The organism is Pseudomonas sp. PS02302, from assembly GCF_029959585.1.
GTDB lineage: Bacteria > Pseudomonadota > Gammaproteobacteria > Pseudomonadales > Pseudomonadaceae > Chryseomonas > Chryseomonas aestiva.
Genome location: NZ_JASCON010000008.1, coordinates 79,735 through 100,363 on the forward strand (window position 1 = coordinate 79,735; position 20,629 = coordinate 100,363).

Consider the following 20,629-nt stretch of genomic DNA (forward strand, 5'->3'; position numbering starts at 1 on the left):
ATCCCCTCGCCCTTTGGGAGAGCGCCAGCGCATGGCCTTTTCCTTGAAGCGCCGGCACGGGGCAGGCCCTCACCCCAACCCTCTCCCAGAGGGAGAGAGGGTCGGCCAGTGCCCAAGGAGGCCGCAGCGCCAAGCCGGGAGGCTACCCCGTAGCGTGGAAAACGGCGCAGCCTTTTCCACTGAAAAAGGTGCTGCAAAGGAATTTTTCCCAAAGAAAAAGGGGGCTCCCCTGAGCCCCCTTCCTTGCGCAACGTCCTGCCGGTCTACCGGCGCTTGTCCTTGCGCTTCTTCTCGGCCTTCTTGTGGTGGCTCATCAACCGGCGCTTCTTGTTGACCTGGCGCTCGGTGAGGGTGTTCTTCTTGCCCTCGAAGGGGTTCTCGCCACCGCGGTACTCGATACGGATCGGCGTACCCACCAGCTTGAGCACCCGGCGATAGGTCTTTTCCAGATAGCGGGTATAGGACTTGGGCACCGCATCGGTCTGGTTGCCGTGGATGACGATCAGCGGCGGGTTGGCACCGCCCAGGTGGGCATAGCGCAACTTGATGCGCCGACCACTGACCATCGGCGGCTGGTGCTCCTGCACCGCGTCCTCGAGGATCTGGGTCAGGCGACTGGTCGGCCAGCGGGTGGTGGCCGAGGCGAAGGACTGCTGCACCGACTTGTACAGGTGGCCCACGCCGGTGCCATGCAGCGCCGAGATGAAATGGATGTCGGCGAAGTCGACGAACAGCAGCCGGCGTTCCAGTTCGGTCTTGACGTAGTCGCGCTCGCCGGACTCCATGCCGTCCCATTTGTTGAGCGCGATCACCAGGGCACGACCGGTCTCCAGCACGAAGCCGAGCAGGTTGAGGTCGTGCTCGACCACGCCTTCGCGGGCGTCCATGACGAAGATCACCACGTTGGCGTCCTGGATCGCCTGCAGCGTCTTGACCACCGAGAACTTCTCGACCGCCTCGAAGACCTTGCCGCGGCGGCGCACGCCGGCGGTGTCGATCAGGGTGTAGCGTTCTTCGTTGCGCTCGAAGGGAATATAGATGCTGTCGCGCGTGGTGCCGGCCTGGTCATAGACGATCACCCGCTCTTCGCCGAGCATGCGATTGACCAGCGTCGACTTGCCGACGTTGGGCCGGCCGATCACGGCGATCTTGATGCCGGTGGTCTCGTCGATGCCCTGCACGCGACGGAAGACGTCACCGCCCTCTTCCGCGGCCGCCCGCACCTGCTCCTCGGTGAGCTCCTCGACCTCGACCTCATCCTTGGGAAAGACGCCCAGGGCGTCTTCCAGCAGGTTGTTCACGCCGCGCCCGTGGGCCGCCGCGATGGGATAGGCGTCGCCAATGGCCAGCGGGCTGAATTCCGCCCGGGCGATATCCGGGTCGACGGTATCGACCTTGTTGGCCACCAGGAAGGTGCGCTTGTTTCGCTTGCGCAGATGCTCGGCGATCATCTGATCGGCGACCGTCATGCCTTCGCGGGAGTCCACCAGGAACAGCACCGCATCGGATTCTTCGATGGCCTGCAGCGACTGCTCGGCCATCTTCAGGTCGATACCTTCCTCGTCACCGGAGATACCGCCGGTATCGACCACGATGTAGGTGCGCCCCTGCCACTTGGCTTCGCCGTACTTGCGATCGCGGGTCAGGCCGGCAAAGTCGGCGACGATGGCGTCCCGGGTCTTGGTCAGGCGGTTGAAAAGCGTGGATTTGCCGACGTTCGGCCGCCCCACCAGGGCAATTACGGGAACCATGCGGCTCTCCCAGAGCAGAAAACACGATGGCCGCTACCGAACTTCACGGTAGCGGCCATCGGTTGAGGATAAAGGTGTAGTGCGGTGGTTTCAGAAGTTACTACACAATTTTGGCGGCGCTTTTTCGGCCTGGACGGCGTTGCCACTCCTCGCCATAGCCCTGCTATGACTCGTCGCGGCGCCTAGCCCAGACCCAAAAATCACTCGCCAATTCTTGCGCGCACTTCTAAAACACCCCACTAGCGCAGACGATAGGCGACGAGTTTACCGCCATTGCCGTAAACATAGAGCATGTCGCCGACGACCAGTGGCCGTACCCGGACGCCGTCACCGTCGACCTTGGTGCGACCGACGAAACGGCCGTCGACCTGGCTCAGCAGGTGAATGTAGCCGGCGTAGTCGCCCACCACCAAGTTACTCGACCAGACCACCGGGCCGGTGAGCTGGCGACGGGCCAGATCGGCATTGGTCCAGAGCGAAGACGTCGAGGATTCCTCGACGGCTTCCACGGTGCCGTTGTCCAGGCTCAGGTAGACGTTGCCGAAGCCTTCGGCGACGCCGTCGTAGCTGGAGGCGTCCCGCTGCCAGAGAATCTGGCCGTTGGCCGGATTGAGCGCGGCCACGCGGCCGTTGTAGCTGACCACATAGAGGGTGTCACCCGACAGCGACAGGCCACCGTCCACGTCGACGATCCGCTCCAGTTCGGAACGGCCCTTGGGCACGGCGATCTGCTGTTCCCACAGCGGCAGGCCGCGCTGCACGTCCAGGGCGACCACCTTGCCGCTGGCGAAACCGGCCATGACCACCTGGTTGGTGACCAGGGGCGCACCGGTACCGCGCAGACTCAGCACCGGCTGGGTGTCTTCGTAGATCCAGCGACGGGTACCACTGCCCAGCTCGAAGGCCTGCAGCTTGTCATCCTGGGACTGCACCACCACCACGTCGTTGTTGACCACCGGGGCAGACAGCACTTCGCTGGACGCCTGGGCGCGCCACTTCTCGTCGCCACTGGCACTGTCGAGGGCGATCACCTGGCCACGCAGGGTGCCGACCAGCACCAGGCCGGAGCCGACCCCTACCCCACCGGACACCGGCAGGTCCAGGTCCTTCTTCCACAGCACCTGGCCGGTCTCGCGATTCATCGCCATGACCCGGCCATCGGCATCGGCGGCGAAGATCGTCTGGCCGTCCACAGCCGGCACCAGGCGGTTGTATTCCTTGCCCTGGCCGTCGCCCACCGAGCGACTCCAGACTTCATCCAGCCGGACTTCGGCCTTGATGTCCTTCAGCTCGGCCGGCGGCAATTCCTTCTTGCCGGTGCTGCTGCACCCGACGACCGCAAGGGCGAGACCCAGTACCGCGATAGGCTTCCAGCGCAACATCAGGCGTCTCCTTTGGCGAGATCATCGAGTTTCATCTGCAGCACGCCTTCGGCTGCATCGTTGGGCAGCGCGGCGCGGGCTTTTTCATAGGCGGCGCGGGCCTCGGTCGGCTTCTTCAGCGCCACCAGCAGATCGCCACGCAATTCTTCACGATTGGCGACATAGGCCTTGGGTGCCTCGCCGTCCAGCAGCTTGAGGCCTTCTTCGGCCTTGCCCTGGGCCGCCAGCACCCGGGCCAGACGCTGACGCGCCAGCTCGCCGAGTTCGGCGTCGTGGGGCTTGTCCACTACGGCCTTGAGCTCGGCGGCGGCGTCGTCCAGGCGATTGTTCTCCACCGCCACCTTGGCGACGAAGAGACTCCCATACTGGGCGTAGGCGGTACCGGAATAATCCTGCTTGAGCTTGCCGTAGGTATCGGTCACCCGGGCGGTGTCGACCTTGCCGCCGGGCGCCAGAGCGGCTTCCACGAGCTGCTGATAGAGCACCGAGGCGCCTTGCGCCTGGTTGTTCTGATAGCGCTGCCAGCCCTGCCAGCCCAGTACCGCCACCAGGGCGATGACGCCACCGGCCAGCAGCGGCTTGCCATTACGCTGCCACCAGGCCTTGGCGACCACCAGATTGTCGTCGTCGATGGAACTCAAATCCGTTCTCCTCAATTCCCGCGACCGGAACCGGCCGGGGGCAAAATCTCGTCCAGACGGGCGGCCAGGGCCGCGAAGTCGACCTTTTCCTGGGGCGCGTCGCCACGCAGCGGCTTGAGTGCCACCTGTTGCGTGGCCAGTTCGTCGTCGCCCAGGATCATCGCCCAGAGCGCGCCACTCTTGTCGGCCTTCTTGAACTGGCTCTTGAAACTGCCGGCGCCGGCGTTGACCAGCAGGCGCAGGTCGGGACGGGCATCGCGCAGCTGCTCGGCCAGCTTGAGGCCGGCCAGTTCGGCCGCCTCGCCAAAGGCGCAGAGATAGAGATCGGCGGGGCGCTGCAGATCACCGGGCAGCCGCTCCAGGGTTTCCAGCAGCAGCACCAGGCGCTCGACCCCCATGGCGAAGCCGACCCCCGGGGTGGGCTTGCCGCCGAACTGGGTAATCAGGCCGTCGTAGCGGCCACCGGCGCAGACAGTGCCCTGGGCACCCAGCTTGTCGGTGACCCACTCGAAGACGGTACGGCCATAGTAGTCCAGGCCACGCACCAGCTTGGGATTGATCTGGTAGCGGATGCCGGCGGCGTCCAGGCGGGCTTTCAGGCCGTCGAAGTGGGCGCGGGATTCGTCGTCCAGGTAATCCGCCAGGGTCGGGGCGTCCTGCAGCAGCGCCTGGGTCTGGGCGTTCTTGCTGTCGAGGATGCGCAGTGGATTGGTGGTCAGGCGGCGCTGGCTGTCTTCGTCGAGCTGCTCGAAGCGGTCCTGCAGATAGCCCACCAGGGCTTCGCGATAGCGCACGCGATCGGCACTGGAACCCAGGCTGTTGAGTTGCAGGGTGACGGCGTCGGTCAGGCCCAGGCGCTGCCAGAGGCGCGCAGTGAGCACGATCAGCTCGGCGTCGATGTCCGGACCGGGCAGGTTGAAGACCTCCACGCCGATCTGGTGGAACTGGCGATAGCGGCCCTTCTGCGGCTTCTCGTAGCGGAACATCGGTCCGGCGTACCAGAGCTTCTGCACCTGGCCACCGCCGGTCATGCCGTGTTCGAGCACGGCCCGCACGCAACCCGCGGTGCCTTCCGGCCTCAGGGTCAGGGACTCCTCGTTGCGGTCGAGGAAGGTGTACATCTCCTTGTCGACCACGTCGGTGCCCTCGCCAATGCCGCGGGCGAAGAGTTCGGTGAACTCCATGATGGGCAGACGAATCTCGTGGTAGCCATAGCCATCGAGCAGCGTCGCGAAGGTACGTTCCAGGTAGCGCCAGGCCGGAGTCTGCTCCGGCAGGATATCGTTCATGCCACGGATGGCTTGCAGGGACTTGCTCACGAAAGGGCCTTATTCCTTGATCTTTCAGCTGCGCGCGATGAGTGCGGCATCCGCTTCGGCCTTTTCGGCCGCCTTGCGGCGGATGAGCCCTTCCAGCTCGTCCACCAGATTGTCGTTGTTCAGCTTGGAGGCCGGCTTGCCGTCGATGTACACCAGGTTGTTCGGCGAACCCCCGGTCAGGCCGACGTGGGCCTCCTTGGCTTCGCCGGGGCCGTTGACCACGCAGCCAATCACCGCGACGTCCAGGGGGACCAGCAGGTCCTCCAGGCGCCCTTCCAGCTCGTTCATGGTCTTGACCACATCGAAGTTCTGCCGCGAGCAACTCGGGCAGGCGATGAAGTTGATGCCCCGCGAACGCAGGCGAAGGGATTTCAGGATGTCGAAACCGACCTTGATCTCCTCGACCGGATCGGCCGCGAGCGAGATGCGGATGGTGTCGCCGATGCCTTCGGCCAGCAGCATGCCCAGACCCACGGCGGACTTCACCGTACCCGAGCGCAGGCCGCCGGCTTCGGTGATGCCCAGGTGCAGCGGCTGCTCGATGCGGGTGGCCAGCTGGCGATAGGCGGCCACGGCCATGAAGACGTCACTGGCCTTCACGCTCACCTTGAAGTCCGGATAGTCCAGCTTCTCCAGATGGTCGACGTGGCGCATGGCCGACTCCACCAGGGCTTCCGGGGTGGGCTCGCCGTATTTCTTCTGCAGGTCCTTTTCCAGCGAACCGGCGTTGACGCCGATGCGGATCGGGATGCCGCGCTCGCGGGCCGCGTCGACCACCGCCCTGACCCGGTCTTCGCGACCGATGTTGCCGGGGTTGATGCGCAGGCAGTCCACGCCCAGCTCGGCGACGCGCAGGGCGATCTTGTAGTCGAAGTGGATGTCGGCCACCAGCGGCAGGCTGACCCGCTGCTTGATGCGACCGAAGGCTTCGGCGGCATCCATGTCGGGCACCGAGATGCGCACGATGTCGGCACCGGCGTCCTGCAGGCGCTGGACCTGGGCCACGGTGGCATCGACGTCGCAGGTTTCGGTGTTGGTCATGCTCTGCACGGCGATGGGGGCATCGCCGCCGACCGGCACCGAGCCAACCCAGATCTTGCGGGACAACCGACGTTTGATGGGCGATTCGCTATGCATGCTGGTTTCCCATGGGGTCGCCGGACGTCATTGTCCGGCCTGACCGAGTTTGATGCGGGCGGTCTCGCCCTTGGTGTAGGGCGCGAGGTCGACGACCTGACCGTTGTAGGAGATCTGGGCACCGCGGGCGAAACCGAGACGGATGTTCACCGGTGCCTTGATCGAGGCGTAATCCAGGCTCTCGCCGCCCTTCTTCACGCCACTGAAGAGGATCTTGCCGGTACCGTCGCTGACCTGTGTCCAGCAACTGGCGGTGAACCGGATGTTCAGGCTGTCGTTACCGGCGACGGGAGCCGCGGCAGGCGCGCTGGCCGGCGCGGCAGGAGCCGCAGCGGTGGGCGCCGTGGGAGTAGGCGTGGTCGAACCCGTGACCGGGGCCGGGGTGGGCGCGGCGCTAGGTGCGGTCATGGCGGCGACGGCGTTGGCATCCGGCATCGGCGTACCCACCGGAGAAGGCACGGTGGTCGCCGGCTGCTGGGCGGTGGCCGGAGGCTGCTCTTCCGGCTCGTCGATGGGATGGATCTCGGTCTTGCCGTCGGCGCCCTCGACCTCGACATGCTCCATGCTCACGGCACTGGCGCTGGAGGCCTGGCGACTGCGCTCCTGCCACCAGAACAGGCCCATGGCGATGATCAGCACCACCAGGATGAAACTGACGAATCTGAGGACATTGCGCGACAGCCGCACCGGCTCGTCGAGACGCCCCAGGCTGTGCACGGTGCTGCCCTTGGCATCGGTGCCGGTATAGCCGTCGAAGGTACGCACCAGCTCGACCTGGTCCAGGCCGAGCAGCTTGCCGTAGGCCTTGGTGTAGCCGCGGGCAAAGGTGTGCCCCGGCATCTGCTGATAGTTGCCGGACTCGAGCTGCTCGATGATGCGCTCGCTGAGGTTGAGATTCTGGGCGACCTGGGCCTGGCTCCAGCCAAGCGCCAGCCGCTTCTGACGCAAGATCTCACCGGGATTGCCCCGTCCGGCGTGTACCGCTTCGGATTGCACTGCGGTCATTTCTGCTCCGACTGAAGTTGACGATATTCAGGTGAGTTCGGGTAGAGGCGCTTCAGCTGCAGGGCATAACTCGCGGCGGTGTTGCGATCATTGAACACCTCGGCAAGACGGATCCCGAGCAGCAGGCTGCGGGCATCCTGGGGGCTTAGCTGGCTGAAGGCCTGGTAATAGCTCCGAGACGGCACGTAATCGCGCGTCTGGTAGGCCAATTGAGCCAATTCGAACAGGGCCCTGGGCTGATTGCGATCCAGCCGCAGGGATTTTTCCAGATTTTCCCTGCCCAAGTCGACCTGATTGAGTCGCAGGGCGGTCAGGCCGAGATTCTCGAACACCCGGGCACGCTCCGGATAGAGGCTGTCCTCGGCGGCCTGGGTGAAGCGTTCGTAGGCATCCTTGTAGCGCCCCCGCTCATAGAGGAAGCTGCCGTAGTTGTTGAGGATGCGGGCATCGTGGGGCCGCTCGCGCAGAGCCAGCCGGTATTCCTGATCGGCCAGGTCGGTTTCGCCCTGGGCCTGGAACACCAGTCCGAGTGCGGCATGGGCGTCGGCGCTGGACGAATCCAGCTCCAGGGCCTTCTTCAGCGGCACCTTGGCCTGCTCGGTATTGCCCTGCTGGACATAGCCGAGGCCGAGCTGAATGTAGGCATCACGGGCCTGCATCCGCCCCTGGCGGGTATCCATGGGATTGCGATCACCCTCGGTCACGCAGCCGGTGAGACCACCGACCAACAGGGCGAGCGCGACAGCCGCAAAGCGCGTGATCGCCATGGTCGCGCCCTCAGCCCTGGAGCGGCGTTACAGTTTCGGCACCGTCGAGCTGACGAACGGCGATGTAGCGCTGGCTGCGGCGGGTGCGGTCCATGACCTGCCCCACCAGCTGGCCGCAGGCGGCGTCGATATCGTCACCGCGGGTGGTGCGCACCGTGACGTTGAAACCGGCCTGCGTCAGCAGCTCCTGGAAACGGCGGGTGGCGTTCTTGCTCGGTCGCTCGTAGCCGGAGTGCGGGAAGGGATTGAAGGGAATCAGGTTGATCTTGCAGGGCACGTTGCGCAGCAGCTCGATCATCTGCAAGGCGTGCTCGGGCAGGTCGTTGACGTCCTTGAGCAGGGTGTACTCGATGGTCAGGACGCGCTTCTCACCCAGTTGCCGGATGTATCTCTGGCAGGCATCAAGCAGCATGGCCAGGGGATACTTGCGGTTGATCGGCACCAGCTCGTTGCGCAGCTCGTCGTTGGGCGCGTGCAGCGACAGCGCCAGGGAGACGTCGATGTGCTTGGCCAGCTCCTCGATCATCGGCACCACGCCCGAGGTGGACAGGGTGACCTTGCGCTTGGAGATGCCGTAGCCGAGGTCATCCATCATGATGCGCATGGCGGCGACGACGTTGTCGAAGTTCAGCAGGGGCTCGCCCATGCCCATCATCACCACGTTGGTGATGGCGCGGTCGATCTTGGCGGGCACGCTGCCAAAGGACTTGTTGGCGATCCACACCTGGCCGATCACTTCGGCGGCGGTGAGGTTGCTGTTGAAGCCCTGCTTGCCGGTGGAGCAGAAGCTGCAGTCCAGCGCGCAACCGGCCTGGGACGACACGCACAGGGTGCCGCGGCCGTTCTGCGGGATGTAGACGGTCTCGACGCAGCTGCCGGAGGCGACGCGGATCACCCACTTGCGGGTGCCATCGCGGGAGATGTCCTCGCTGACGATCTCGGGGCCACGGATTTCCGCGGCGGCCTTGAGCTTTTCCTTGAGCGCCTTGCCTAGGTTGCTCATGGCGTCGAAGTCGTCGATGCCGAAGTGATGGATCCACTTCATGACCTGGCCGGCGCGAAAGCGCTTCTCCCCGATGGACTCGAAGAACGACTCGAGTTGCGGCTGGGTCAGGCCCAGCAGATTGACCTTATCGGTGGCTGTGGTCATGGGATCACCTCGACGAAATCTGTTTGAAACCCGCGCAGGGCGCGGGCGGTGCCAGGAAGGCGGGCTGGCCGCTTCCCTGGCCGGCGCTCATCCTTAGCGGACGCGCTCGCAGACTTCGGTGGCTGCGAAGAAGTAGGAGATCTCGCGAGCGGCGGACGCTTCGGAGTCCGAACCGTGGACGGCGTTCTCGTCGATGGAGACGGCGAAGTCGGCGCGGATGGTACCGGCGTCGGCCTTCTTGGGATCGGTGGCGCCCATCAGCTCACGGTTCTTGGCGATGGCGTTGTCGCCTTCCAGCACCTGGACCACGACCGGACCGGAGGTCATGAAGGAGACCAGATCCTTGAAGAAGGGACGCTCCTTGTGTTCGGCGTAGAAGCCACCGGCTTCGCGCTCGGACAGCTGGACCATCTTGGCAGCGACGACGCGCAGGCCAGCCTTCTCGAAGCGGGTGACGATCTCACCGACGACATTCTTGGATACGGCATCGGGCTTGATGATCGACAGGGTACGTTGAACAGACATGTGAACTCCGAATGTGGGAATAGAGCAAAAACGAAACCCGCGGATTATACGCGGGTCCCGGTGAAAAGCGTAGCGCGGTACGGGCGATGCGTCAGGCGGACTCTTCGATCCAGGCGGCCTGGATGGCCTCCAGCACCTTCTCGCCACCCCGCTGGGGATCGTCGTCGAACTCCGGCAGCTCCACGACCCAGTTGCGCAACTTGACGAAATTCACGTAGCGCGGATCCACGTCGGGATGGGTGTCGTTGAGTTCGATGGCGATATCCAGCACATCGGTCCATTTCAGTGCCATGGCAGCTGTCCTCAGTGACCTTCGGAAACCTGGTTGATGGTGTAGCGCGGAATCTCCACCACCAGGTCTTCGCTGCCTACTACCGCCTGGCAGGACAGGCGCGAACGCATCTCCAGACCCCAGGCCTTGTCCAGCATGTCGTCTTCGAGTTCATCGGAGGGCGCGAGGGAATCGAAGCCTTCCTGGACGACCACGTGGCAGGTGGTGCAGGCACAGGACATCTCGCAGGCGTGCTCGATGTCGATGCCGTTGCGCATGGCCGCGGCGATGATGGTTTCGCCTTCGCTGGCTTCGAAGACCGCGCCCTCCGGGCAGTGCTCGGCGTGGGGCAGCAGGGTGATCTGCGGCATGATGGAACTACTCCTCGATATCGTTGAGACGGCGACCCGCCAGGGCCGCCTTGACCGAGGCGTTCATCCGCCGGGCGGCGAAGGCATCGGTCACGTGAGAAAGACGCTTGGTCTGCTCTTCGAGCGCCTGGAGGTCGGTGGCGTCCAGCAGCTCGGCCAGCCGGCCGATTTCCAGCTCGATCACCTGACGCTCCTCGGCGTCCAGCAGGCGCTCGCCATCGACGGCCAGCGCGGCGGTGACCGCCTCGATCAGCCGCCGGGCCTCGACCTGCTGCTCGCGCAGTGCACGGGCCTGCATGTCGTCACCGGCATGGCGGAAGGAATCCTGCAGCATGTTGGCGATCTCGCCATCGGTCAGGCCATAGGACGGCTTGACCTGGACACTGGCTTCCACGCCACTGGACAGCTCGCGGGCGCTGACGCCGAGCAGGCCGTCGGCATCGACCTGGAAGGTGACGCGGATCTTGGCGGCACCGGCGACCATGGGCGGGAAACCACGCAACTCGAAGCGGGCCAGGGAGCGGGCGTCCTTGACCAGTTCGCGCTCGCCCTGCAGCACATGCACCAGCATGGCGGTCTGACCGTCGCGATAGGTGGTGAAATCCTGACCTCGCGCCACCGGAATGGTGGTGTTGCGCGGAATGATCTTTTCCATCAGGCCGCCCATGGTCTCGAGTCCCAGGGACAGCGGAATGACGTCCAGCAGCAGCAATTCTTCGCCGGCGCGGTTGCCGGCCAGGGAATCGGCCTGCAGGGCGGCACCGATGGCGACCACGCGATCCGGATCGATGTCGGTGAGCGGGGTACAGTCGAACAGCTCGCCCACGGCTTCACGGACATAGGGCACGCGGGTCGAACCACCGACCATGACCACGGCCGCGATGTCGGCCGGCTCCACTTCCGCATCGCGCAGGGCCCGGCGGCAGGCCTTGAGGCTGCGCGCGACCAGCGGCGCGATGAGCCCCTGGAAGGCGCTGCGCTCCAGCACGCCCGTCCAGTCGCCGTGACTGACCTCGACACGCTCGGCGGCGGACAGGGCTTCCTTGGCGGCGCAGGCGCTCTGCAGCAGGCGCCGCTGGGTACCCGGGTCCAGATCGCTGGACAGCCCGGCCTGCTGGATGATCCAGCCGGCAATGGCGTGATCGAAGTCGTCGCCACCCAGGGCGCTGTCGCCACCGGTGGCCATGACCTCGAAGACGCCGCGGGTCAGGCGCAGGATGGAGATGTCGAAGGTGCCGCCGCCCAGGTCATAGATGGCGACCACGCCCTTTTCGCCCCGGTCCAGGCCATAGGCCACGGCGGCCGCGGTAGGCTCGTTGAGCAGGCGCAGGACATTCAGGCCGGCGAAGCGGGCGGCGTCCTTGGTGGCCTGGCGCTGGGCATCGTCGAAATAGGCCGGCACGGTGATGACCGCGCCGACCAGTTCGCCGCCCAGGGTGGCCTCGGCCCGCTCACGCAACACCCGCAGGATGTCGGCGGAGACCTCTACCGGACTCTTGCGCCCGGCAGCGGTATCGATGAAGGGCATTTCCGATTCACCGGCAACGAAGCGATAGGGCAGCTGCTCGCCCAGTTGCTTGACGTCGGCGATGCCGCGCCCCATGAGGCGCTTGACGGAAAGAATGGTATTGAAGGGATCCTGGGCGGCGGCGGCCTTGGCGCCCGCCCCCACTTCCACGCCAGCGGCGGTGTAGCGCACGGCGGACGGCAGGATCACCTCGCCCTGCAGATCGGGCAGGGTCTCGGCCACGCCACTGCGGACGGCGGCCACGAGGGAATTGGTGGTGCCCAGATCGATACCCACCGCCAGCTTGCGCTGGTGCGGCTTGGGCGCCATTCCGGGTTCGGCTATCTGCAATAGAGCCATTGGCTAGTCGGCTTATGGTTGTCGGTGCCTGAGCGACACCTGTGATTAATCGTCCAGACGCTCTTCGAGCTGGCGGATCTCGCTGGCCAGCTTGTCGAGAAACTGCATGCGACGGACCAGGCGCTCGGCAGGCTCGCGCTGGGCGGGATCCTGCCAGATCGCGGCGAAGGCCTGCTCGATGTCGCGCTGCGCATCCTTGAGCCGCTGGCGAAAGGCGGGGATGCCCGCGCTGTCGCCCGCGTCCTGCAGGTCCTCCAACTCCTCGCGCCACTGCAATTGCTGCATGAGGAAGTCGGTGTCCTGGATGGTCGCTTCGAGCGGCATCTCGTGCCCTTCGAGCTCCAGCAGATAGCGCGCGCGGCGCGACGGGGCGCGCAGCACGTGATAGGCCTCGTTGAGCTCGGCCGAGCGCTCCAGCGCCTGGCGACGCTCGCGCTCCGGCGCATCGGCGAACCGATCCGGATGGATCGTGCGCGCCAGATCGCGGTAACGCGAGGCCAGACCCGCCTGATCGATCTCGAAGGCGGGCCTGATCTCGAACAGCGCGAAGTGACAGGGCTTACCCATGGCCGGCCTCAGATGTTGAAGCTTTCGCCGCAGCCACACTCGCCACGCACGTTGGGATTGTTGAACTTGAAGCCCTCGTTGAGGCCTTCACGCACGAAATCCAGCTCGGTGCCGTCCAGGTAGACCAGGCTCTTGGGGTCGATGATGACCTTGACGCCATGGCTCTCGAACACCTGGTCCTCGTTCGCGAATTCATCGACGAACTCGAGCACGTAGGCCAGTCCCGAGCACCCAGTGGTACGAACGCCCAGGCGGATGCCCTCTCCCTTGCCGCGCCCCTCGAGGGAACGCTGCACGTGACGGGCGGCGGACTCGGTCATGCTGATCGCCATGGTTCCTCCTTAGAGCAGGCCTTTCTTCTGCTTGTAGTCGCTGACCGCCGCCTTGATGGCGTCTTCGGCGAGTACCGAGCAGTGGATCTTGACCGGCGGCAGAGCCAGCTCTTCGGCGATCATGCTGTTCTTGATCGACGCCGCTTCCTCGATGCTCTTGCCCTTCATCCATTCGGTGGCCAGGGAGCTGGACGCGATGGCGGAGCCGCAACCGTAGGTCTTGAACTTGGCGTCTTCGATGATGCCCTGCTCGTTGACCTTGATCTGCAGGCGCATCACGTCGCCGCAGGCCGGGGCGCCGACCATGCCGGTGCCGACATCGGGATCGGCCGCGTCGAACTTGCCGACGTTGCGCGGATTTTCGTAGTGGTCGATGACCTTTTCACTGTATGCCATGGTTCAATCCTCGCTTATCAGGGTGGGTCAGTGGGCTTGCCACTCGACCTGACTCAGGTCTACGCCTTCTTTGAACATGTCCCACAGCGGAGACAATTCGCGCAACTTGTTGACGGCTTCGGTGACCTTGCTCGCGGCGTAGTCAACGTCTTCTTCGGTGGTGAAACGGCCGAAGGTGAAGCGAATGGAGCTGTGCGCCAGTTCGTCGTTGCGGCCCAGGGCGCGCAGGACGTAGGACGGCTCCAGGGACGCCGAGGTACAGGCCGAACCGGACGAGACCGCCAGGTCCTTGAGCGCCATGATCAGCGACTCGCCTTCGACGTAGTTGAAGCTCAGGTTCAGGTTGTGCGGCACGCGATGGAGCAGGCTACCGTTCAGGTAAACCTCTTCCAGGCCTTCGAACTGCCGGTAGAAGCGATCGCTCAGGGCCTTGATGCGGACATTTTCCTGGACCATCTCTTCCTTGGCGATGCGGAAGGCTTCGCCCATGCCGACGATCTGGTGGGTCGCCAGGGTGCCGGACCTCATGCCACGCTCATGGCCGCCACCATGGGTCTGGGCCTCGATACGCACGCGCGGCTTGCGGCGGACGTAGAGGGCGCCAATGCCCTTGGGGCCGTAGGTCTTGTGCGCCGAGAAGGACATCATGTCGACCTTGAGCTTTTCCAGATCGATCTCGACCTTGCCGGTGGACTGGGCCGCGTCGACGTGGAAGAGCACGCCACGGGAGCGGGTCAGCTCGCCGATGGCGGCGATGTCGTTGACGGTACCGATCTCGTTGTTGACGTGCATGATGGACACCAGGGTGGTGTCTTCACGCAGGGCCGCCTCGATCATCTCGGGGGTGATCAGGCCATCTTCGCCCGGCTCGAGATAGGTGACCTCGAAGCCTTCGCGCTCGAGCTGGCGGGTGGTGTCCAACACCGCCTTGTGCTCGATCTTGGAGGTGATCAGGTGCTTGCCCTTGTTCTGATAGAAGTGCGCGGCGCCCTTGATGGCGAGGTTGTCGGACTCGGTGGCACCGGAGGTCCAGACGATCTCGCGCGGGTCGGCGTTGACCAGTTCGGCCACCTGACGACGGGCGTTTTCCACGGCTTCCTCGGCCTTCCAGCCGAACAGGTGGGAGCGCGATGCGGGGTTGCCAAAGTTGCCGTCCACCAGCAGGCACTCGCTCATCTTCTGAGCGACGCGCGGATCGACGGGCGTGGTGGCGGAATAGTCTAGGTAGATCGGCAATTTCATCGGTTACTCCTAATCAGACGGGCGTCTCTGCTCAGTCGATGGTGGACGCTTCGATTTTTTCGACCGCTAAGGGCGATTGCTTGCTGGCACAGGCCTTGGTGTCCTGACGCTTGGCCACCTGCTGGATCTCGTTGCGGGCGACCAGATCGGCCAGGGTGATGCCACTCAAAAAGGTGTGGATCTGATCGCTCAGGTCGCACCAGAGGTGGTGGGTCAGGCAGGTGTCACCCTGGTGACAGCCCCCACTGCCCTGGCAGCGGGTGGCATCCACGGATTCATTGACGGCGTCGATCACCTGGGCCACATGGATACCGCCCATGTCGCGCGCCAGCTGATAGCCGCCGCCGGGGCCGCGTACGCTGTTGACCAGCGCACCACGGCGCAGCCGGGCAAACAGCTGCTCCAGATAGGACAGCGAAATGCCCTGCCGCTCGGAAATGTCGGCCAGCGACACCGGGCCCCGCTGGGCGTGCAGCGCCAGGTCGAGCATGGCGGTTACGGCATAGCGGCCTTTGGTGGTCAGTCTCATGACGAACTCGAGCGGGTTGCATCGGATGACCTCGATTATCGGATTCCCGACAAAAAAGGTCAACTATAAAACCAACCAAATCACTCAGGCATTATCTATCGGCGGGATAGTCCGCGGGTGGGATTCGCCGCGGGCGGCCTTCTGGGTTTCGGTCAGGATGCCACGCAGGATGTTCATCTCCAGCTTGCTGATGCCGGCACGGCCATAGAGGCGCCGCAAGCGACTCATCAGGTGGCGCGGCTTGGCCGGATCGAGGAAGCCGATCTCCACCAGGGTCTGCTCCAGATGCACATAGTAGAGCTCCAGCTCTTCCACCGTCACCGGCTGGGTGTTGAGCATGGCGGTGGCCTCGACCTTGTTCATCTTGGTCGGCTGGTTCTGCGCCGCCAGCCAGGCCATGCGTACCTCGTACACCAGTACCTGGACCGCTGCGGCGAGGTTGAGCGAGCCGAACGCCGGATCCGAGGGGATGTGTACGTGGTAGTGGCAGCGCTGCAACTCTTCGTTGGTCAGGCCGGCATACTCGCGCCCGAATACCAGGGCCACCTCGCCGCCCTGCTCCACCTGAGCCAGGGAGGTAGAGGCGCATTCCCGCGGATCCAGCAGCGGCCAGGGAATGCGGCGATCACGGGCACTGGTGCCCAGCACCAGGCTGCAGCCGGTCAGGGCCTCTTCCAGGGTATCCACGACGATGGCGGCCTCGAGCACGTCGTTGGCCCCGGAGGCGCGGGCATTGGCCTCGCCGCTGGGAAAGTCCTCGGGATCGACCAGATAGAGGCGCGACAGACCCATGTTCTTCATTGCCCGGGCGGCACCGCCGATGTTGCCGGGATGGCTGGTATTGACCAGAACGACGCGGATGTTATTCAGCACGTGGCTATCCTCGAGCGGACGCGGGAAATCGGCGCCGTATACTACGCCCACACGCGCCCGCTGGCCACGAATACCCCTTCCAGCGCCGCGAAGTCTGCTATCATTGCCGGCTTTCCTTATACAACCCAGGTGATTTATCCATGCAGCCCATGCTGAACATCGCACTGCGCGCGGCCCGCAGCGCCGGTGAACTGATTTTCCGTTCGATTGAGCGCCTGGACGTGATCGCCGTCGATGAAAAAGGCGCCAACGACTTCGTCTCCGAAGTCGACCGGGCCGCCGAGCAGACCATCCTCGCCACCCTGCGCAAGGCCTACCCCACCCATGGTTTCCACGGTGAGGAATCCGGCTACCTGCCGGGCGAAGGCGAAGGCGCCGACTACGTCTGGATCGTCGATCCGCTGGACGGCACCACCAACTTCCTCCGTGGCGTCCCGCACTTCTCGGTGAGCATCGCCTGCAAGTACAAGGGCCGCCTGGAGCACGCGGTGGTCCTGGATCCGGTGCGCCAGGAAGAATTCACCGCCAGCCGTGGCCGCGGCGCCGCCCTGAACGGCCGGCGCATCCGTGTCACCAATCGGCGCAGCCTGGAAGGCGCCCTGCTGGGTACCGGCTTCCCCTTCCGTGCCAATGACGTCGACCACCTGGACAACTACCTGGGCATGTTCCGCAGCCTGATCGGCCAGACCGCCGGCATTCGCCGCGCCGGCTCCGCCGCGCTGGACCTGGCCTATGTCGCCGCCGGTCGTTTCGACGCCTTCTGGGAAATGGGGCTGTCGGAATGGGACATGGCCGCAGGCGCCCTGCTGGTCCAGGAAGCCGGCGGCCTGATCGGTGACTTCAATGGCGGCCACGACTTCCTCGAGAAGGGCCACATCGTCGCCGGCAACCCCAAGTGCTTCCGTGGCCTGCTGACGCAGATCCAGCCGCACCTGCCGGCCTCGCTCAAGCGTTGAGTTCACCTGGCTTACGAAAAAGCCCCTGCCGGCAGCGCCGACAGGGGCTTTTTCTTGCCTGCCGCAGAGAAACGCCGCGGCAGGCCGTCAGGACTCACTTGACCACTTTCAGACTCGGCCGCGCCGGTGCCGGCTTGGGCGCCTCGGACTTGCTGCCGCCGTTGTCGGGACCCTGGTCATCCGGCGGAGTGGGCTCGCTGTCGAAGACCATGCCCTGGCCATTCTCGCGGGCATAGATGGCCAGGATGGCGCCGATCGGGACATAGAGATTGTAGGCCACGCCGCCGAAGCGACCGTTGAAGCTCACGGCTTCGTTGTCCATGTGCAGGTCACGCACGGCACTGGGCGAAGCGTTCAGCACGATCTGGCCGTCGTTGGCATAGCCCGGCGGCACGCGCACCTCGGCGTAGTCGGCATTGACCAGCAGGTGGGGCGTGCAGTCGTTGTCCACGATCCACTCGTAGAGCGCGCGGACCAGGTAGGGGCGACTGGAATTCATGGGGTTCTCCTCTAGCGCATCTCACGCTCGGTGACCGAAAGACTGGATCGGAAACTGTCGCGCGCGAACATGCGATCCATGTAGTCCTGCAACGGCTTGGCGGCCCGGGGCAATTCGATGCCCAGGCGCGGCAGTCGCCACAGGAGGGGGAGCAGGCAACAGTCCACCAGGGAAAAGTCGTCGCTCAGGAAAAAGGGTTTTTCCGCGAAGATCGGCGCCACGCCGGTCAGGCTCTCGCGCAATTCCTTGCGCGCAGCGGCGAGGTCGACGCCCGGCGCGGCCTGCAGGATGGCGTCCACCAGGGTGCACCAGTCGCGCCCGATGCGGTGCATCAGCAGCCGCGACTGGCCGCGGGTGACCGGATAGCCCGGCAACAGGGGCGGATGCGGATAGCGCTCCTCGAGATACTCCATGAGCACCTCGGTGCCATAGAGCACCAGGTCGCGATCCATCAGCGTCGGCACGGTGCCATAGGGATTGTGCTCGGCCAGCTGCCGCGGGCATTCGCCACGGCGCACGGCGATCAGCTCGCACTCGACGTTCTTCTCCGCCAGGATCAGACGGATCCGGTGGCTATAGTGATCCTCGGGATCATGGAAACAGGTCAGGCGGGTTATGGCGCCCATGGGTCCCTCCCCCGTTGGGGGCGAAGCTGCAAAGGCGGGATTATCTCGCACCTTGCCGCCCGAGACCTAGGCTTTGTCTGAAAACTGCCTGCGCATCGGTGATGCTGCGTTAAAAATCAGCTCGGAATGCTCATTTACCCTTTGTAAACTCGAGCGCGAGCCCGGTCCGCTTCCTCGCTGATTTTTGCCTTGCCTCACCTTCGCTCGGCGACTTTTCAGACAAGCCTCCGTCTCATCGCTCACTGTCGGGCAATCGGCGCCAGAATTCGCGTTTGAGCCAGAAGGCCAGGACGGCGAACAGCAGCAGATATCCCAGCACCCAGGGCGCGAGGCGCCAGGCCAGACTACGTTCCGGTGCCGCCGAATAGCCGAGGTAGGCGACCAGATCGTCGACGGTGCGAGCGAACTGCGCGGGCGTCTGGGCACCACTGCCCGGCTCGAGACGCAGCACGCAGCGCCCTTCGCTGCAGTCGCGCATCTGGCGGCCGCGCAGGGCGGCCAGGACGTCGGGCATGCGGGTGCCGGGCGCCCTGAGGTTGTCGACCCCGAGCGGCCGCCCGGGCGCCACATAGAATTCCTGCAGGAAGGCACGCAGCCAGGCCTCGCCGCGCACCGCGGCGATCAGGGTGAGATCCGGCGGCACGCTGCCGAAGGCACGCCGGGCGTCCTCGGGCTTGAGCAGGCCGAGCATGGGCGCGCTGGCGGTGCGTCCGGGCGCCCAGCTGGCGAGGTCCAGGTGGAGATCTGCAGCGACCCGGTCGAAGCGCTGGTACTCCTGGCCATGACAGGCCAGGCAATAGCGGCCGAAGCTGATGGCCCCGGCCCGGGGATCACCCTCGGCACCGATGGCCAGACCACTGCACAGCAAAAGCAGGCCGAGCAGCAGCCCGCGACTCATGACCGGGACTCCGCGGGCGCACGCGGACGACCCAGCCGGCTGTACCAGGGCATGCCTAGCAGGCCGATGAAATAGACACCCGCGGCCAGACGCGCCAGCCACAGGCGCCCATCGGTCAGCGCGACCACGCCCAGTATTCCCAGGGCGACAAAGGCCAGGCAGACCAGGTACAGCCCCAGCCGCGCCGGCCGGGCCTTGTGGCGGACCGAGCGGACCGCGCTGCGATCCAGCCAGGGCAGCACGAACAGCAGGGCGATGGCCAGGGCCGCCAGGCCGAGACCGCCGGCCTTGCTCGGCACTGCGCGCAGCAGTGCATAGAAGGGCGCCAGGTACCAGGGCGGGGCGATGTGCGCAGGGGTCACCAGCGGATCAGCCGGCTGCTGGTTGGCCGGCTCCAGCACCAGCCCGCCCAGGTCCGGCGCCAGCAGTACCACGGCGAGAAACACCAGCAGGAAGACTGCCAGACCACAGAGGTCATTGAGCGTCAGATAGGGGTGGAAAGGCACCCCGGCTGCACCTCGGACATCGCGCTCGTCACCCTCGGGGTTGTTCGAGCCGGTCTGGCGCAGGGCGACGACGTGCAGGCTCACCAGCGTGAGGATCAGCAGCGGCAGCCCGACCACATGCAGGGCCTGGAAGCGCCGCAGGCTGGCGTCGGACAGCACCACTCCGCCGCGCAGCAGATCGGCCAGGGTCGGGCCCACCAGGGGCAGCGCCTCGACCGCGCTCAGGGACACCTGGGCGCCCCAGTAGGAGAGCTGACCCCAGGGCAGCAGATAGCCAAAGAAGGCCTGGGCCAGCAGGAGCAGATAGAGCAGCACGCCAAAGCTCCAGACCAGCTCCCGCGGCGCCCGATAGGAGCCATAGAGCAGGCCGCGCAGCATGTGCAGGTAGAGACAGACGAACAGCGCCGAGGCGCCCACCGCGTGCAGGTAGCGGATCAGCCAGCCGAAGGGTACCTCGCGCATGAACAGCTGGACCGAGGCGAAGGCGCCTTTCACCGTCGGCTCGTAGCCGAACAGCAGCCAGAGACCGGTCAGCACCTGCAGCGCCAGGATGAAGAGCAGCAGCGAGCCGAACAGGTAGAAGACGTTGAGATTGCGCGGCACCCGGTAGTCGCCGATATGCCGCCGCCAGAAGGCGCCCAGGGGCAGCCGTTGCTCCAGCCAGCCGGGCTCGTCGTTGCTCATGTCGCCCCCTCTCCGTCGCTGCCGATTACCAGCAGATTGTCGCCGCGAAAATGATGGGGCGGCACGGCCAGATTCAACGGTGCCGGCTGGTCGCGAAAGACCCGCCCGGCGAGATCGAAGTGGGAGCCATGGCAGGGACAGAGATAGCCCCCGTCCCGCGCTGCCGCGCCTGGCGCCAGGGAGGGAATGCAGCCGAGGTGGGTGCAGATCGCGGTGACGACGAAGAGATCCGGCCGCCGCGACCTCAAGCGCGGATCGACATAGCGTGGCTGGCTGGACTCCCGGGAGTCCGGGTCGGCCAGGCCCGCCTCGTCGGCCAGCAGGCGGGCCTGGTC

At 65.3% G+C, this 20,629-nt stretch carries 24 protein-coding genes; 1 reads left to right on the forward strand and 23 read right to left on the reverse strand.

Annotated features, from left to right (window positions below):
- Positions 1-263: 263 nt before the first annotated feature.
- The 18 genes from der to trmJ all read right to left on the reverse strand — a co-directional run bounded on the left by der (position 264) and on the right by trmJ (position 16,125).
- A complete protein-coding gene (gene der / locus QMX82_RS04820; protein ID WP_158892845.1) occupies positions 264-1,751 on the reverse strand; it encodes a ribosome biogenesis GTPase Der in 1,488 nt (495 codons plus the stop codon).
- 239 nt (positions 1,752-1,990) lie between these two features.
- Positions 1,991-3,133 carry an outer membrane protein assembly factor BamB gene (bamB, locus tag QMX82_RS04825; RefSeq protein WP_208692287.1) on the reverse strand — a complete coding sequence of 381 codons (1,143 nt, stop codon included), beginning with the start codon at positions 3,131-3,133 and terminating at the stop codon, positions 1,991-1,993.
- The gene (locus QMX82_RS04830; protein ID WP_133862760.1) at positions 3,133-3,774 is read right to left on the reverse strand and encodes a tetratricopeptide repeat protein; all 642 of its coding nucleotides are present in this window, start codon (positions 3,772-3,774) and stop codon (positions 3,133-3,135) included. Before QMX82_RS04830 ends, bamB begins: the two co-directional genes overlap by 1 nt.
- Before the next feature lie 11 nt (positions 3,775-3,785).
- A complete protein-coding gene (gene hisS / locus QMX82_RS04835; RefSeq protein WP_282281401.1) occupies positions 3,786-5,093 on the reverse strand; it encodes a histidine--tRNA ligase in 1,308 nt (435 codons plus the stop codon).
- Positions 5,094-5,117: 24 nt separating this feature from the next.
- Positions 5,118-6,230 carry a flavodoxin-dependent (E)-4-hydroxy-3-methylbut-2-enyl-diphosphate synthase gene (gene ispG / locus QMX82_RS04840; RefSeq protein ID WP_133862762.1) on the reverse strand — a complete coding sequence of 371 codons (1,113 nt, stop codon included), beginning with the start codon at positions 6,228-6,230 and terminating at the stop codon, positions 5,118-5,120.
- A 27-nt stretch (positions 6,231-6,257) separates the two neighbouring features.
- A complete protein-coding gene (locus tag QMX82_RS04845) occupies positions 6,258-7,235 on the reverse strand; it encodes a RodZ domain-containing protein (protein WP_208692289.1) in 978 nt (325 codons plus the stop codon).
- Positions 7,232-8,002 carry a type IV pilus biogenesis/stability protein PilW gene (gene pilW / locus QMX82_RS04850; RefSeq protein ID WP_208692290.1) on the reverse strand — a complete coding sequence of 257 codons (771 nt, stop codon included), beginning with the start codon at positions 8,000-8,002 and terminating at the stop codon, positions 7,232-7,234. The genes QMX82_RS04845 and pilW overlap by 4 nt, the downstream gene beginning before the upstream one ends.
- Before the next feature lie 10 nt (positions 8,003-8,012).
- Entirely contained in the window at positions 8,013-9,152 is a 1,140-nt protein-coding gene (gene rlmN, locus QMX82_RS04855) for a 23S rRNA (adenine(2503)-C(2))-methyltransferase RlmN (RefSeq protein WP_208692291.1), read from the reverse strand.
- Between the two features lie 93 nt (positions 9,153-9,245).
- A complete protein-coding gene (gene ndk / locus QMX82_RS04860; protein WP_158892855.1) occupies positions 9,246-9,677 on the reverse strand; it encodes a nucleoside-diphosphate kinase in 432 nt (143 codons plus the stop codon).
- Between the two features lie 91 nt (positions 9,678-9,768).
- A complete protein-coding gene (iscX, locus tag QMX82_RS04865) occupies positions 9,769-9,969 on the reverse strand; it encodes a Fe-S cluster assembly protein IscX (RefSeq protein ID WP_133862767.1) in 201 nt (66 codons plus the stop codon).
- Between the two features lie 11 nt (positions 9,970-9,980).
- The gene (fdx, locus tag QMX82_RS04870) at positions 9,981-10,319 is read right to left on the reverse strand and encodes an ISC system 2Fe-2S type ferredoxin (RefSeq protein ID WP_133862768.1); all 339 of its coding nucleotides are present in this window, start codon (positions 10,317-10,319) and stop codon (positions 9,981-9,983) included.
- A 7-nt stretch (positions 10,320-10,326) separates the two neighbouring features.
- Positions 10,327-12,186 carry a Fe-S protein assembly chaperone HscA gene (gene hscA / locus QMX82_RS04875; RefSeq protein ID WP_282281402.1) on the reverse strand — a complete coding sequence of 620 codons (1,860 nt, stop codon included), beginning with the start codon at positions 12,184-12,186 and terminating at the stop codon, positions 10,327-10,329.
- A 45-nt stretch (positions 12,187-12,231) separates the two neighbouring features.
- Complete coding sequence (hscB, locus tag QMX82_RS04880; RefSeq protein ID WP_158892859.1) at positions 12,232-12,753, reverse strand: co-chaperone HscB; 522 nt, start codon at positions 12,751-12,753, stop codon at positions 12,232-12,234.
- Between the two features lie 8 nt (positions 12,754-12,761).
- On the reverse strand, positions 12,762-13,085 hold the full coding sequence (iscA, locus tag QMX82_RS04885) for an iron-sulfur cluster assembly protein IscA (RefSeq protein WP_208692293.1): 324 nt from the start codon (positions 13,083-13,085) through the stop codon (positions 12,762-12,764).
- Positions 13,086-13,094: 9 nt separating this feature from the next.
- A complete protein-coding gene (gene iscU / locus QMX82_RS04890; RefSeq protein WP_007162419.1) occupies positions 13,095-13,481 on the reverse strand; it encodes a Fe-S cluster assembly scaffold IscU in 387 nt (128 codons plus the stop codon).
- Between the two features lie 27 nt (positions 13,482-13,508).
- On the reverse strand, positions 13,509-14,723 hold the full coding sequence (locus tag QMX82_RS04895; RefSeq protein ID WP_263259550.1) for an IscS subfamily cysteine desulfurase: 1,215 nt from the start codon (positions 14,721-14,723) through the stop codon (positions 13,509-13,511).
- Between the two features lie 31 nt (positions 14,724-14,754).
- Positions 14,755-15,252, reverse strand: a complete 498-nt coding sequence (iscR, locus tag QMX82_RS04900) for a Fe-S cluster assembly transcriptional regulator IscR (RefSeq protein WP_158892863.1) — start codon at positions 15,250-15,252, stop codon at positions 14,755-14,757.
- Positions 15,253-15,336: 84 nt separating this feature from the next.
- Positions 15,337-16,125 carry a tRNA (cytosine(32)/uridine(32)-2'-O)-methyltransferase TrmJ gene (gene trmJ / locus QMX82_RS04905; RefSeq protein ID WP_208692295.1) on the reverse strand — a complete coding sequence of 263 codons (789 nt, stop codon included), beginning with the start codon at positions 16,123-16,125 and terminating at the stop codon, positions 15,337-15,339.
- Between the two features lie 140 nt (positions 16,126-16,265).
- Here trmJ and suhB point away from each other — a divergent pair, with 140 nt between their 5' ends.
- Positions 16,266-17,081, forward strand: a complete 816-nt coding sequence (gene suhB / locus QMX82_RS04910) for a type III secretion system regulator SuhB (RefSeq protein ID WP_208692296.1) — start codon at positions 16,266-16,268, stop codon at positions 17,079-17,081.
- Between the two features lie 94 nt (positions 17,082-17,175).
- Here suhB and QMX82_RS04915 read toward each other — a convergent pair whose 3' ends face one another.
- The 5 genes from QMX82_RS04915 to petA all read right to left on the reverse strand — a co-directional run.
- A complete protein-coding gene (locus QMX82_RS04915) occupies positions 17,176-17,580 on the reverse strand; it encodes a ClpXP protease specificity-enhancing factor (RefSeq protein WP_208692297.1) in 405 nt (134 codons plus the stop codon).
- Between the two features lie 11 nt (positions 17,581-17,591).
- Positions 17,592-18,206, reverse strand: a complete 615-nt coding sequence (locus QMX82_RS04920; RefSeq protein WP_208692298.1) for a glutathione S-transferase N-terminal domain-containing protein — start codon at positions 18,204-18,206, stop codon at positions 17,592-17,594.
- 232 nt (positions 18,207-18,438) lie between these two features.
- On the reverse strand, positions 18,439-19,104 hold the full coding sequence (locus QMX82_RS04925) for a cytochrome c1 (protein WP_208692299.1): 666 nt from the start codon (positions 19,102-19,104) through the stop codon (positions 18,439-18,441).
- Positions 19,101-20,294: a cytochrome b gene (locus QMX82_RS04930; protein WP_282281403.1), complete on the reverse strand. Its 1,194-nt coding sequence runs from the start codon at positions 20,292-20,294 to the stop codon at positions 19,101-19,103. The genes QMX82_RS04925 and QMX82_RS04930 overlap by 4 nt, the downstream gene beginning before the upstream one ends.
- On the reverse strand, positions 20,291-20,629 hold a 339-nt coding region (gene petA, locus QMX82_RS04935), incomplete at its 5' end, for a ubiquinol-cytochrome c reductase iron-sulfur subunit (RefSeq protein WP_282281404.1). The genes QMX82_RS04930 and petA, both read right to left, overlap by 4 nt.